The sequence below is a fragment of the Microbacterium sp. NPDC055442 genome (genome assembly GCF_053644215.1).
The window spans coordinates 447,062-460,402 of the sequence record NZ_JBSHLF010000004.1; the positions used below are offsets into that span (position 1 = coordinate 447,062).

Here is a 13,341-nt window from a genome sequence, read left to right on the forward strand (position 1 = left end):
ACCGGATGCCCGTCCTCGCGGTCGTGTCCGTGCTCTGCCTTACCCTCTAAGTACGCGCCGGGGGGTGCAGCGGGCGAACGTCACGCAGGTTCCTCGACGGTACGCCGGTGTACGGGGGTGGAAGATGAATGCGTTCGGCGGCGGCCCTGAGGTCTCCGCGCCGAGGGCCCGGACCACGGTCCCGGGTTCACCGTTCCTGCATCCCTCCGCTCCGATTCCCGTGCAGGGCCCGCCCATCGGGCACGGCGTGCGGGTGCCGCTGGGCGAGTCGGGACTCGATGTCTTCCCGCTGATCCTCGGCGGGGCCGAGTTCGGCTGGAACGTCGATCTCGAGTCGAGCCACGAGATCCTCGATGCCTACGTCGAGCGCGGCGGCAACATCGTGCACACCTCCGATCGGTTCTCGGGCGGGCGCAGCGAGCACATCATCGGCCAGTGGACGCACTCCCGCGGACTGCGAGACGACGTCGTGCTGGCCGTGCGGGTCGGCGGTCACCCCGACAATCCCGGCCTCGGCGCGGTGAGCCTCGTCCGCTCCGTCGAAGCCTCGCTCGCGAGACTGCGCACGGATCGCATCGACGTGCTCTACCTCGACGCGACGACGGATGCGACGGCGCCGCTCGACGACACCCTCGCGACGGCGGAGTGGCTGATCGGGGCGGGCAAGGTCCGCGCCATCGGCGCCGTCGGATACACGGCCGCACAACTCGTCGAGGCCCGCATCTTCGCCTCGGCCGGGTTCCCGCGCGTCACGGTGCTTGACGTTCCGTTCAACATCGTGCGTCGCCACGAGTTCGACCACGACCTGCGCCTCGTCGCGGGAGCGCAGAACATCGCCGTGACGCCGTCGCACGCGCTCGAGCACGGTTTCCTCGCGGGGCGCCATCGCACGCGCACGCGCGGGAGTCAGTCGGTGCGTGGCGCGCAGATCGCCGCGAACCTCAACCGCCGGGGCAACCGCACTCTGCGGGCACTCGATTTCGTCGGCGCCGAGCTCGGCGTGCCCGATGCCGCCGTCGCGGTGGCGTGGCTGCTCGCGCAGAAGCTCGTCACGGCGCCGATCATCAACGCCTACGCCCCGAGCCACGTCGAAGAACTCGTGCAGGGCGTCGGCGTCAACCTCAATCGTGCGCAGCTGGCCGACATCGCCCGCGCGTCGGAGTAAGTCATGAGCGGCCGTGCCCCGCGAACCGTGACATAGGGTGGAAGGGCGCCCTGCAGGGCCCCAAACCCTCAACGGAGTGATGAGCGTGACGCACTACATCTATCTTGTGCGGCATGGCGAGCATCAGGATGCGGAACACGGCCTCACCGATGGCCCGCTGTCGCCGCGCGGTCGCCGTCAGGCGGCTCTGCTCGCCGACCGGCTATCGGGCGTCCCCTTCGACGCCGTCTGGCATTCGCCGCTGATGCGCGCGGCCGAGACGGCGAGCGTCGTGGCAGAGCGGATGCCCGCGCTCTCGCCGCAGCCGTCGGCACTGCTGTTCGACTGTTTCCCGACCGGCATGACCGAGGACACCCCTGCCGGTTACGAACCCTTCTTCGGGGCCGTCACCGAGGCCGAGGTCGAGGCGGGCCGTGCGCAGATGGGCGACGCGGTCGCCGAGTACCTCGTGCGCAAGAGCGGCGAGGTGCACGAACTGCTCATCACGCACAACTTCGTCATCGCCTGGTTCGTCCGCGAAGTGCTGCAAGCGCCGGAGTGGCGCTGGATGACACTCAACCAGGCGAACTGCGGGCTCACGGTGCTCTCGCAGAAGCAGGGCCGACCCTGGACGCTGCTCTCGCACAACGACCTCGAGCACCTGCCCTTCGAACTGCGCACCGGTCTGCCCGAGCCGCCGCCGATCTAGCCTGCAGCATCGAGCACGCCGCCGTGCCCGCGGGTGGCGTCGGGGCGTCGTGGAGGAATCCGCGGCGCGGGCCGAAGCCTAGGATGGAAGATATGACGACGCGTGTGGCCATCGTGGGGGGAACCGGCAAGCTCGGTGCCATCATCCGCGAGGTGGTCGAGTCCGAAGAGGGGTTCGAGGTCACCGCCGTGCTGTCCTCGGCATCGTCCCTCGACGAGATCGACGACACCGACCTCGTCGTCGACGCGTCCACCCCGGCCGTCTCGATCGAGGTCGTGCGCGCCGCGATCGAGCGCGGCGTCAACGTGCTCGTGGGCACGTCGGGCTGGTCGTCGGAGCGCATCGCGCTCGTGCGACCGCTCGTCGAGGCCGCCGGCACGGGCGCCGTCTTCATCCCGAACTTCTCGATCGGCTCCGTGCTCGGGTCGGCCCTCGCCGCCGCCGCCGCGCCGTTCTTCCCCTCGGCCGAGATCATCGAGGCGCACCGTGACACCAAGATCGACTCGCCCAGCGGCACGGCCGTGCGCACGGCCGAGCTGATCGCCGCTGCGCGCTCCGAGGTCGGCCCCGTCGAAGCACCGCACGTGGACCAGCGGGCGCGCGGCCAGCAGGTCGCGAGCGTTCCCGTCCACTCCTTGCGGCGGCCGGGCGTCATCGCCCGGCAAGAGTCGGTCCTGTCCGGACCCGGTGAGTCGCTCACGATCGTGCACGACACCGTCGAGCCGGCGCAGGCCTATGGCCCCGGCATCCGGATCGCCCTGACCGCTGCCCGCGACGCGACGGGTGTCGTCGTGGGGCTGGATGCGTTCTTGAACATGAAGGTCGGCGCATGAGCGCGCGTCTGGGTGTCGCCGTCATGGCGGTGCTGCTCGTGCTGTACATCGTCATCGCCGGATACCGCGGCGTGCAGCTGATGTTCAGCGGTCACCCCCTGGGGGTCGCGATGGGCGCTGCGCTCGTCGTCGTTCCGCTCGTGGCGATGTGGGCGCTCGGGCGCGAGCTGTGGTTCGGTGTGCGCGCGCAGCAGCTCGGCACTCGCCTCGAGAAAGAAGACGCGCTGCCCGCCGAGCAGGTCGCCGTGCGTCCGAGCGGGCGGGTGCTGCGCGACGAAGCGGATGCCGTCTTCCCGGTCTACCGCGCCGACGTCGAGGCGCACCCCGACGACTGGCGAGCGTGGTACCGCCTCGGCCTCGCGTACGACGCGTCCGGCGACCGCAAGCGGGCGCGCGAGGCCGTGCGCAGCGCGGTGCGGCTCGAACGCCGAGCCTGATCACATCGCGGCCGGCACCGCCGCCGCGACCGCCTCTTCGACCGTCGTATGCCGGAAACGGAATCCGCTGCGCTCGAGCACATCGGGGACGACGTGCATGTCCGCCGTGAGCAAAGCGTCCGTGGCATCCGCGCCCAGGACGAGCTTGATGGCCGGAACCGGCGCGCGCAGCAGGTACGGCCGATTCATGCGCATCGCGAGGGCGAAGCCGAGGTCGTTCGCCGTGGCTCGCGTCGGCCCGGTCAGGTTCACCGGTCCCGTCGTGCCCGAATCGATCACGTGCCGGATCGCGCGCACCTCGTCATCGAGCGAGATCCACGGCCAGGCCTGCGTGCCGCGGCCGATCGGTCCGCTGATCCCGAGCTTCGTGAGCAGCAGGAGAGGCGCCAGCACGCCGCGCGCGTGCACGATGGGCGCGGTCCGCAGCGTCGTGACGCGCGCCTGCGCTCCGGCCGCACGCGCCGCGGACTCCCACTCGCCGCACAGATCGGCCAGGAACGACTCACCGCGCGGCGCATCCTCGGTGAGCGCGACGCCGGGGGCGGAGCCGTACCAGCCGACGGCCGAGGCGGACACGAACGCGGGCGCGTCGGCGCCGAGGTCGCGAAGGGCGCGGGCCAGCGCGCGGGTCGGCGTGATCCGCGACCACAGCAGTGTGTTCTTATACCGCTTCGTCCACGGGAAGCGGCCGATGCTCGCCCCGTTGAGGCCGACGACGGCGTCGGCGCCCTCGAGCACGGCCGGATCGAGGGGCGTGGCATCCGTCAGCCATTCGATCTCGTCGGCCGCGCGAGGCGCCCGCCGCACAAGGCGGGTGACCTCCACGCCGTCGGCGCGCAGGCTGTCGACGAGGGCGGTGCCGATGAGCCCGGAAGAACCCGCGACGACGATGCGCCGCGGGTTCGTCGGAGAATCAGGCAAGCGTCGCCTCGAGGGTGATGTCGATCCCGGCGAGGGCCTGCGAGACGGGGCATCCCGTCTTCGCCTCTTCGGCGAGGCGCTCGAAGTCCTCGCTCGAAAGGCCGGGGACCACGGCGTTGACGTTGAGGTGGCTTCCCGTGATGCCCGTGCCCGGCTTGAACGTGACGGATGCCGTCGTGTCGACCGAGTCGGGAGGAGTGCCGTTGCCCGCCAGAGCGTGCGAGAGCGCCATGCTGAAGCACGACGCGTGCGCCGCGGCGATGAGCTCTTCGGGCGTCGTGACCGACGTCGAGCCCTCGCTGCGGGCCTTCCAGTTGATGTCGAAGGTGCCCAGGCCCGACGAGACGAAGGTGACTTCGCCGGATCCGTCGGTCAGACCGCCCCTCCATGCGGTGGTGGCTTCGCTCGTGACAGTCATCAGAACCTCCCATGGTCGGGGCCTCCGCGCTCCGGACGCCACGTCGCCAGCCTAACGACCCCCGCGCGGCGGCGCGACGGTGGGCGACAGCCCGCGGGCACCGTGGCGCGGGTATCGTGGCAGCCGTGACGACGGCGATCCCCACCCCCTACGAAGACCTGCTCCGCGACGTGCTCGACCACGGGACCCACAAGGACGACCGGACGGGCACGGGCACGACGAGCGTCTTCGGGCGTCAGCTGCGCTACGACCTCTCGCAGGGCTTCCCGCTCATCACGACCAAGCGCGTGCACTTCAAGTCGATCGCCTACGAGTTGCTGTGGTTCCTGCGCGGCGAGTCGAACGTCGGGTGGTTGCAGAGCAACGGCGTCACCATCTGGGACGAATGGGCGGATGCCGCGGGCGAACTCGGCCCCGTCTACGGTGTGCAGTGGCGGTCGTGGCCGACGCCCGACGGCGGTCAGATCGACCAGATCTCGGAGGTCATCGAGCAGATCGGCGCTGACCCGGACTCGCGGCGCCTCATCGTGTCGGCGTGGAATCCGGCCGACATCCCGGAGATGGCGCTCGCACCGTGCCACGCGCTCTTCCAGTTCTACGTCGCCGACGGCAAGCTGTCGTGCCAGCTCTACCAGCGCAGCGCCGACATGTTCCTGGGGGTGCCGTTCAACATCGCGTCGTACGCGCTGCTGACGATCATGATCGCCCAGCAGACGGGGCTCGAACCCGGAGATTTCGTGTGGACGGGCGGTGACTGCCACATCTACGACAACCACCTCGAGCAGGTGCGCGAGCAGCTCAGCCGCGACCCGTACCCGCTTCCGGCACTGCGCCTCACGCGCACACCGGAGTCGATCTTCGACTACACGTACGAGGACTTCGCCGTCGAGGACTACCGGCACCACCCGGCCATCCGCGCCGCGGTGGCGGTATGACCGCGCGCGTCGGGCTCGTCTGGGCCGAGGCGGCCGACCGCGTGATCGGCGCCGACGGCGGCATGCCGTGGCACGTGCCCGAGGACCTCGCGCATTTCAAGGCGGTCACGATGGGATCGCCCGTCGTCATGGGCCGGCGCACGTGGGAGTCCTTTCCCGACCGGTTCCGGCCGCTGCCGGGTCGTCGCAACATCGTCGTGACCCGCAACGGGCAGTGGCGGGCCGACGGCGCTGAGCGGGCGGCATCCCTCGACGAGGCCCTCGCGCTCGCGGGGCCGGAACGCGCGTGGGTGATCGGCGGGGGAGCGCTCTTTCGCGAAGCCATCGCGCGGGCGGATCTGCTCGAGGTCACCGAGCTCGACCTCGAGGTCGACGGCGACACGTTCGCGCCGGACCGCGAGGGGTGGCGGGTCGTCGACGTCGAGCCGGCCGAGGGATGGCGCACCTCGCGCACCGGCATCCGGTTCCGCTTCCTGAAGCTGGAGCCGCGCTCGTAGGCTGTCGGCATGACGATCGCCCTCATCACCGGAGCGAGCTCGGGTCTCGGCGCCGAATACGCGCGTCAGCTGGCCGCCCGCGGTGCGGACCTCGTGCTCGTCGCACGGGACCGCGACGCGCTCGAGGCGCTCGCGGCCGAACAGCGGCGCGTCAACGGCGTCGCGGTGGAAGTGCTCGTCGCAGACCTGCTCGAGCCTCGCCAGCGCGAGAAGGTCGAGGCGCGGCTGCTCGATGCGACCAGGCCCGTCCAGCTGCTCGTCAACAACGCGGGATACGGCCTGCCGCTCGCCTTCGAGCGCAACCACATCGACGACGAGGCCCGGCACCTGGAGCTGCACGTCGAGGTGCCGATGCGGCTGATGCACGCGGCACTGGGGCCGATGCTGGCGCGGGGGAGCGGGCGCATCATCAACATCGCGTCGGTCGCGGCGTTCATCCCGCGTTCGACGTACGGTGCGGTGAAGGGCTGGGTCGTGAGCTTCAGCCGCTGGGCGAACGGCGTCTACGCGCCTCGCGGTGTGACCGTGACGGCGGTCTGCCCCGGGTTCACCCACACGAACTTCCACGAGCGCGCGGGCCTGCCGCCGGGGCGGGAGGGCGTGCCGGGCTGGATGTGGCTCGATGCGCGGCAGGTCGTCGCGGCCTCGCTGCGCGACGCGGCGCGCAGCAAGGCCGTGTCGGTGCCTTCGCTGAAGTACAAGCTGCTCGTCGCGCTGACGCGGTTCGTGCCGGCACCGCTCGCCGCCAGGGCCGGCAGCACGGGGCGCTGACCGGGCAGTGCGTCGCCGGGCGGCTCGTGCTCCCGCTAGCCTGAATGCATGACGCACTCCGGCAATCCCTTCGGTCAGGTGCTCGTCGCGCTCGTCACCCCCATGACGGCCGACGGCGAAGTCGACTGGCCCGCCGTCGAGAAGCACATCGACGACGTCATCACCGCCGGCGCCGACGGCATCGTCGTCACCGGCACGACGGGCGAGACCTCGACCCTCACCGACGTCGAGAAGATCCGCCTCGTCGAGGTCGGCAAGGACGTCTCCGCCGGCCGCGCCAAGATCATCACGGGCGGCGGCTCGAACGAGACCGCCCATGCGATCGAGCTGTACAAGGCGAGCGAGCGCGCGGGCGCCGACGGCATCATGATCGTCACGCCGTACTACAACAAGCCCACGCAGGCGGGCATCCTGACGCACTTCCGCCTCGTCGCGGACGCGACCGATCTGCCGGTCATCCTCTACGACATCCCCGGGCGCACGGGGGTTCCGATCAAGTACGAGACCATCCTGCGCCTGGCCAAGCACCCCAACATCCTCGCGATCAAAGACGCCAAGGGCGACTTCAGCGAGGTGAGCCGCGTGCTCAACCAGACCGACCTGATGTACTTCTCGGGCGACGACGCCAACGTGCTGCCGCACCTGGCGATCGGTGCGGCGGGCCTCATCGGCGTGACGGCCAACGTCGCGGCAGCACCGTACCGCGTCATCATCGACGCCGTCAACGCGGGGGACCTGCACAAGGCGACGGCGGCGCACAAGCAGCTCGAGCCGCTCGTGCGCGCCGTCATGACGCACGTGCCGGGCACCGTCGCGGCGAAGTACATCCTGCACGGGCTCGGTCGCATCTCGAGTCCGCGCGTCCGGCTCCCGCTCGTGGGGCCCGAGGAGTGGGAGGCCGCCAAGATCGAAGACGAGCTCGCGCTCGTGTCCGATGTGCCCGGCACCGACTTCTCGAACTTCCGCCCCGACCGCAACGCCGCCGCCGGCGGCGCGCTGCCGAAGGTGTCCGGAACGACCAGATGATTCCGCCGCGACGGCGGTGACAGACACATTCCCGGATGCCGCGGCATCCGGCTCGTCGGCCTGAAGAGGTCGTCGACAACCGAGGAGGCACACCATGCCCAACAGTCCGTTCGACCCGCCCGCTCTCGAGAAGGGGACCCTGCGGATCACGCCGATCGGCGGCCTCGGCGAGGTGGGCCGCAACATGACGGTCTTCGAATACGAGGGCAAGCTCCTCATCGTCGACTGCGGAGTGCTGTTCCCCGAAGAGCACCAGCCGGGCGTCGACCTGATCCTGCCCGACTTCGAGCCGATCAAGGATCGACTCGACGACGTCGTGGGGGTCGTGCTCACGCACGGTCACGAGGACCACATCGGCGCCGTGCCGTACCTGCTGCGCCTCAAGCGCGACATCCCCCTGATCGGATCGGGGCTCACGCTCGCCCTCACCGAGGCGAAGCTCAAAGAGCACCGGATCAAGCCCTTCACCCTCACGGTGAAAGAGGGCGAGCGCGAGCAGCTCGGACCGTTCGACCTCGAGTTCGTCGCGGTGAACCACTCGATCCCCGACGCTCTCGCCGTCGCGATCCGCACCCCCGCGGGGATGGCGCTGGCGACCGGCGACTTCAAGATGGACCAGCTGCCGCTCGATGGCCGGCTGACCGACCTGCGGGCCTTCTCGCGGCTCGGCGAAGAGGGCATCGACCTGTTCCTCGTCGACTCGACGAACGCCGATGTGCCGGGCTTCACTCCGCTCGAGCGTGAGATCGGACCGGTCCTCGATCAGGTCATCGGCCGTGCCCCGCGACGCGTCGTCGTCGCGAGCTTCTCCAGCCACATCCACCGTGTGCAGCAGGTTCTGGATGCCGCGGCGGCGCACGGTCGCCGCGTGGCACTTCTGGGTCGCAGCATGGTGCGCAACATGACGATCGCCGAAGACCTCGGCTACCTCAAGGTGCCCGAGGGCGTGCTGATCGACTACAAGAAGGCGCGCCACCTGCCCGACAACGAGATCGTGTACATGTCGACGGGGTCGCAGGGCGAGCCGATGGCCGTGCTCAGCCGCATGGCGAACCTCGATCACGAGATCGAGCCGGGCGAGGGCGACACCGTCATCCTCGCCTCGAGCCTCATTCCGGGAAACGAGAACGCGATCTACCGCGTCATCGACGGGCTGACCAAGCTCGGCGCCAACGTCGTGCACAAGGGCAATGCCAAAGTGCACGTGTCCGGTCACGCCGCCGCCGGCGAGCTGCTGTACTGCTACAACATCCTCAAGCCCCGCAACGTCCTGCCCGTGCACGGCGAGTACCGCCACCTCATGGCCAACGCCCGCCTGGCGCAGGAGACGGGGATCGCCCCCGAGCGCACGATCATCGCCGAGAACGGCACCGTGATGGATCTGCGCGACGGTGACGTCGAGGTCGTCGGCCAGCTCGATCTCGGCTTCGTCTACGTCGACGGCTCGAGCGTCGGCGAGATCACCGACGCCGACCTCAAGGACCGCCGCATCCTGGGCGAAGAGGGCTTCATCTCGGTCATCGTCGTCGTCGACGCCACGACGGGCAAGGTCATCTCGGGACCCGACATCCACGCCCGCGGCTTCGCCGAGGACGACGCCGTGTTCGACAGCGTCAAGCCCAAGATCGCGGCAGCGCTCGCCGAGGCGGCGCAGTCGGGCGTGCGCGATCAGCACGCGCTCGCGCAGGTCGTGCGCCGCACGATCGGGCGCTGGGTGAACCAGTCGCTGCGCCGCCGACCGATGATCGTTCCGCTCGTCATCGAGGCGTGAGGATGCCGCGCGCCCAGCGCGTCGTCGACTGATTCGCGGCTCCCCGACCGTCCCGAAGGGTCGCGTCGCTCCCGGAATTGTCCGAGGCGGCGCGTACCGTGGGGGAATGGCCAGGAGCTCAAGCCCGACCAAGAATGGTCGTGCGCCCGCACGCGGATCGTCGTCGCGCGCCCGCAAACCCGAGCCGGCGCCCAAGCGATACGTCGGCGACGACGAACGACCGTCCGGATTCGTCCGCGCCTGGCTCGCCGTCGCTCACGCGACGGGCGGGCTGTTCCGCACGTTCGGCCCCGAGACGCTCGAGAAGGACCAGCGCCGCGACGGCTTCCCGTTCCTGCTCGTGCTGCTCGCCGTCGCCGGTGCCGTCAACGAGTGGTTCTTCATCGGCAGCGACGTCGCCGCGACGATCAGCGCCTACAGCGTGGGCGGACTGCTCGGCCGCGAGGCGTTCGTGCTGCCCGTCCTGCTTCTCGTGCTCGCCGGCTGGCTCTTCCGGCATCCGTCTTCCGTCCATGACAACGGCCGCATCGGCATCGGCTTCGGCCTGCTCGTATGGACCGTCGCGGGCTTCTGCCACGTCGCGGGAGGCCGCCCGCAGCCGAACTCCGGACTGCCCGCTCTCAGCGAAGCGGGAGGCCTGTTCGGCTGGATGATCGGCGAGCCCGTCGCGATGCTGCTGACCGACGTCGGCGCGTACATCGTGCTGTCGCTGCTGGCCGTGCTGAGCATCCTGATCATCACCAAGACGCCGCCGAACCGGATCGGCCACCGCCTGGGCGAGCTCTACGCCTGGATGTTCGGCGCCGAACCGCGTGCCCCCAAGTCCACCGTCGAGTTCACCGAGACCCCCGAGGGCGACGGGGAAGATTCGGCACTGCCGTGGTGGCGTCGCAACAAGACCGGTCGCGAGAAAGACCCCGAAGACGGCCTCGGGTCGCAGGATCTCACCGAGCTGCTGCCGGTCGGATCGCCCCAGGGCGGGTTCGAGCAGGCCATCGCACCGCCCTCGCCGCCGCCGCCGGTGCCGACGACCGACGCCCTCACCGAGGTCATCGACCCTGCCGTGCTGTCGGCGGCGAAGGCTGCGAAGCGCTCGGGCACGGGCCTGCGCGACGACGACACGCACGACCAGGCCGACGACGGCATGCTGCCGGGACTCGACGGCGTGGGCACGGACGGCCCGCAGTCCTCGGCCGACTACCGGCTGCCCTCGGTCGATGCGCTGGCGGCGGGAACGCCGCACAAGGCGCGGTCCGAGGCCAACGACACCGTCGTGCGTGCCATCACGAACGTCTTCGAGCAGTTCTCCGTCGACGCCAAGGTCACGGGTTTCTCCCGCGGGCCGACGGTCACGCAGTACGAGATCGAGGTCGGTCCCGGCGTCAAGGTCGAGCGCATCACAGCGCTCACGAACAACATCGCCTACGCGGTCGCCTCGAACGAGGTGCGCATCCTCGCGCCGATCCCCGGCAAGAGCGCGATCGGCGTCGAGATCCCCAACGCCGACCGCGAGATCGTGACGCTCGGCGACGTCCTGCGCTCGCAGAACGCCGTGCGATCGACGCACCCCATGACGATCGGCGTCGGAAAGGACGTCGGCGGCGGTTACGTCGTGGCGAACCTCGCGAAGATGCCCCACCTGCTGGTCGCGGGCTCGACCGGGTCGGGCAAGTCGAGCTTCGTGAACTCGATGATCACGAGTCTGCTCATGTGCGCCAAGCCGACCGACGTGCGCATGGTGCTGATCGACCCGAAGCGGGTCGAGCTGACCTCGTACGCCGGCGTACCGCATCTCATCACCCCGATCATCACGAACCCCAAGAAGGCCGCAGAGGCGCTGCAGTGGGTCGTGAAAGAGATGGACATGCGCTACGACGACCTCGCGTCGTTCGGCTTCCGCCACATCGACGACTTCAACAAGGCGGTCGTCGCCGACGAGATCCAGCTGCCCGCGGGCAGCGAGCGCGTGCTCAAGCCGTACCCGTACCTGCTCGTCGTCGTCGACGAGCTCGCAGACCTCATGATGGTGGCTCCCCGCGACGTCGAGGACTCGATCGTCCGCATCACGCAGCTCGCCCGAGCGAGCGGCATCCACCTGGTCCTCGCGACGCAACGGCCTTCGGTCGACGTCGTGACGGGGCTCATCAAGGCGAACGTCCCCTCCCGTCTCGCCTTCGCCGTCACGAGCGTCACGGATTCGCGCGTCATCCTCGACCAGCCCGGTGCCGATCGGCTCATCGGGCAGGGTGACGGGCTCTTCCTGCCGATGGGCACGTCGAAGGCTCTGCGTGTGCAGGGCGCGTGGGTGAGCGAAGCCGAGATCGAGAAGGTCGTCAAGCACGTCACGAACCAGGCGCGACCCGAGTACCGCTCCGATGTCGCGGCCGTCGTCGAGAAGAAAGAGATCGATGCCGACATCGGCGACGACCTCGAGCTGCTCCTGGCGGCGGCCGAGCTCATCGTCTCGACGCAGTTCGGCTCGACCTCGATGCTGCAGCGCAAGCTGCGGGTCGGCTTCGCGAAGGCCGGGCGACTCATGGATCTGCTCGAATCGCGCGAGATCGTCGGCCCCTCCGAGGGGTCCAAGGCCCGCGACGTGCTCGTCACGAACGAGCAGCTGCCGGGCGTGCTCGCACGGCTTCGCGGTGACGACGTGCCCGAACCGGCGGCATCCGATCCCTACGGGCCCGACGCGGCAGAGACCCAGTTCGACGGCTACGAGGTCGTCGAGAGTGACGAGGGCTCCGAAGACGCGTGGGGACTCACGGGGCGCGATTGACCTCGCGGCGCGGCCGGTAGGCTCGGCGCATGGCGATCCCGAGGCAACTGCCCAACGCGATCACGATCGTGCGGATCCTGTGCGCTCCGGTCTTCCTGTGGATGCTGCTGGCCGACGGGGGCGCCGACGGCGCACTCCGGTGGTGGGCTGCCGCGCTGTTCATCGTCGCGATCGCGACCGACGGGATCGACGGGTATCTCGCACGCAAGCACGACATCGTCACGGATCTCGGCAAGCTGCTCGACCCCATCGCCGACAAAGTGCTCACGGGACTGGCGTTCGTCGGGCTGTCGATCCTCGGTGAGCTTCCGTGGTGGATCACGATCGTCGTGCTCGTGCGCGAGGTCGGGATCACGGTCTATCGCTTCGCCGTCGTCAGCGACCACGTGCTCGCGGCCGCCTGGATGGGCAAGCTGAAGACGGTCGCTCAAGCCGTGGCGCTCTCGCTCGCGCTGCTGCCGCTGTGGACGCTCGTGGGGGAGTGGATCTTCTGGGTCAACGGCGTCACGATGGCGATCGCGGTCGCGCTGACGATCGCGAGCGGGATCGACTACATCGTGTCCGAAGTGCGCGGCGCACGCGCGCGACGGCGATGACGGATGCCGCTGCGCCTGCGATCCTGCGACGGCTCGCCGCCCGCGGCTGGACGATCGCCGTGGCGGAGTCGCTGACGGGCGGGCTGGTCGCGTCGGCGCTGATCGACGTTCCGGGAGCGTCGGCGTCGATGCGCGGCGGCGTCGTCGCGTACGCGACCGACGTCAAGCGGGATGTGCTCGGTGTCGACGGCGACCTCCTGGCATCGCGCGGCGCCGTGGATCCGGCCGTCGCCCAGCAGATGGCCGAGGGGGCGCGTCGTCTGCTGGACGCGGATGTCGGCGTCGCGACCACGGGTGTCGCCGGCCCCGAGCCGCAGGACGGCCAGCCGGTCGGCACGGTGTGCATCTCGGTCGTCACGCCGGCCGGCAGCACGGCGGTGCGGACGCACGTGCCCGGTGACCGCGCGGAGATCCGCGCCGCAGCCGTCCGCAAGGCGCTCGCGACCTGTCTGCAGGAGCTGTGACCGCCTCGTCGAGGCTCTTCGTTGTACGGCGATTCCCACC

The 13,341-nt window shown here is 69.9% G+C and carries 14 protein-coding genes; 12 read left to right on the forward strand and 2 right to left on the reverse strand.

Going from position 1 to position 13,341, the window contains the following annotated elements; all coding sequences use genetic code 11:
- Positions 1 to 124: 124 nt before the first annotated feature.
- From ACWIBS_RS11745 to ACWIBS_RS11760, 4 genes are all read left to right on the forward strand, one after another.
- The gene (locus ACWIBS_RS11745; protein ID WP_376130525.1) at positions 125 to 1,165 is read left to right on the forward strand and encodes an aldo/keto reductase; all 1,041 of its coding nucleotides are present in this window, start codon (positions 125 to 127) and stop codon (positions 1,163 to 1,165) included.
- Positions 1,166 to 1,250: 85 nt separating this feature from the next.
- A complete protein-coding gene (locus ACWIBS_RS11750) occupies positions 1,251 to 1,853 on the forward strand; it encodes a histidine phosphatase family protein (RefSeq protein WP_376130527.1) in 603 nt (200 codons plus the stop codon).
- Positions 1,854 to 1,945: 92 nt separating this feature from the next.
- Positions 1,946 to 2,686 carry a 4-hydroxy-tetrahydrodipicolinate reductase gene (gene dapB / locus ACWIBS_RS11755; RefSeq protein ID WP_376130530.1) on the forward strand — a complete coding sequence of 247 codons (741 nt, stop codon included), beginning with the start codon at positions 1,946 to 1,948 and terminating at the stop codon, positions 2,684 to 2,686.
- Positions 2,683 to 3,123, forward strand: coding sequence for a hypothetical protein (locus ACWIBS_RS11760; protein WP_376130533.1), 441 nt, complete (start codon positions 2,683 to 2,685; stop codon positions 3,121 to 3,123). Before dapB ends, ACWIBS_RS11760 begins: the two co-directional genes overlap by 4 nt.
- On the opposite strand, the gene ACWIBS_RS11765 is transcribed toward ACWIBS_RS11760, so the two are convergent.
- A complete protein-coding gene (locus ACWIBS_RS11765; protein ID WP_376130536.1) occupies positions 3,124 to 4,044 on the reverse strand; it encodes a TIGR01777 family oxidoreductase in 921 nt (306 codons plus the stop codon). It abuts the gene before it with no gap.
- Positions 4,037 to 4,462 carry an OsmC family peroxiredoxin gene (locus ACWIBS_RS11770; RefSeq protein WP_376130539.1) on the reverse strand — a complete coding sequence of 142 codons (426 nt, stop codon included), beginning with the start codon at positions 4,460 to 4,462 and terminating at the stop codon, positions 4,037 to 4,039. The genes ACWIBS_RS11765 and ACWIBS_RS11770 overlap by 8 nt, the downstream gene beginning before the upstream one ends.
- A gap of 125 nt (positions 4,463 to 4,587) precedes the next feature.
- On the opposite strand from ACWIBS_RS11770, the gene ACWIBS_RS11775 reads away from it, so the two are divergent.
- The 8 genes from ACWIBS_RS11775 to ACWIBS_RS11810 all read left to right on the forward strand — a co-directional run bounded on the left by ACWIBS_RS11775 (position 4,588) and on the right by ACWIBS_RS11810 (position 13,301).
- Entirely contained in the window at positions 4,588 to 5,397 is an 810-nt protein-coding gene (locus tag ACWIBS_RS11775) for a thymidylate synthase (protein ID WP_376130541.1), read from the forward strand.
- The gene (locus ACWIBS_RS11780; protein ID WP_376130544.1) at positions 5,394 to 5,894 is read left to right on the forward strand and encodes a dihydrofolate reductase; all 501 of its coding nucleotides are present in this window, start codon (positions 5,394 to 5,396) and stop codon (positions 5,892 to 5,894) included. The genes ACWIBS_RS11775 and ACWIBS_RS11780 overlap by 4 nt, the downstream gene beginning before the upstream one ends.
- Before the next feature lie 9 nt (positions 5,895 to 5,903).
- Positions 5,904 to 6,665: an SDR family NAD(P)-dependent oxidoreductase gene (locus tag ACWIBS_RS11785; RefSeq protein ID WP_376130547.1), complete on the forward strand. Its 762-nt coding sequence runs from the start codon at positions 5,904 to 5,906 to the stop codon at positions 6,663 to 6,665.
- Between the two features lie 48 nt (positions 6,666 to 6,713).
- Complete coding sequence (gene dapA / locus ACWIBS_RS11790; RefSeq protein ID WP_376130550.1) at positions 6,714 to 7,691, forward strand: 4-hydroxy-tetrahydrodipicolinate synthase; 978 nt, start codon at positions 6,714 to 6,716, stop codon at positions 7,689 to 7,691.
- 94 nt (positions 7,692 to 7,785) lie between these two features.
- Positions 7,786 to 9,462, forward strand: coding sequence for a ribonuclease J (locus ACWIBS_RS11795; protein WP_376130553.1), 1,677 nt, complete (start codon positions 7,786 to 7,788; stop codon positions 9,460 to 9,462).
- 106 nt (positions 9,463 to 9,568) lie between these two features.
- Positions 9,569 to 12,241 carry an FtsK/SpoIIIE family DNA translocase gene (locus ACWIBS_RS11800; protein ID WP_376130556.1) on the forward strand — a complete coding sequence of 891 codons (2,673 nt, stop codon included), beginning with the start codon at positions 9,569 to 9,571 and terminating at the stop codon, positions 12,239 to 12,241.
- A gap of 29 nt (positions 12,242 to 12,270) precedes the next feature.
- A complete protein-coding gene (gene pgsA / locus ACWIBS_RS11805; protein WP_376130558.1) occupies positions 12,271 to 12,837 on the forward strand; it encodes a CDP-diacylglycerol--glycerol-3-phosphate 3-phosphatidyltransferase in 567 nt (188 codons plus the stop codon).
- Positions 12,834 to 13,301: a CinA family protein gene (locus tag ACWIBS_RS11810; RefSeq protein WP_376130561.1), complete on the forward strand. Its 468-nt coding sequence runs from the start codon at positions 12,834 to 12,836 to the stop codon at positions 13,299 to 13,301. Before pgsA ends, ACWIBS_RS11810 begins: the two co-directional genes overlap by 4 nt.
- Positions 13,302 to 13,341: the final 40 nt, after the last annotated feature.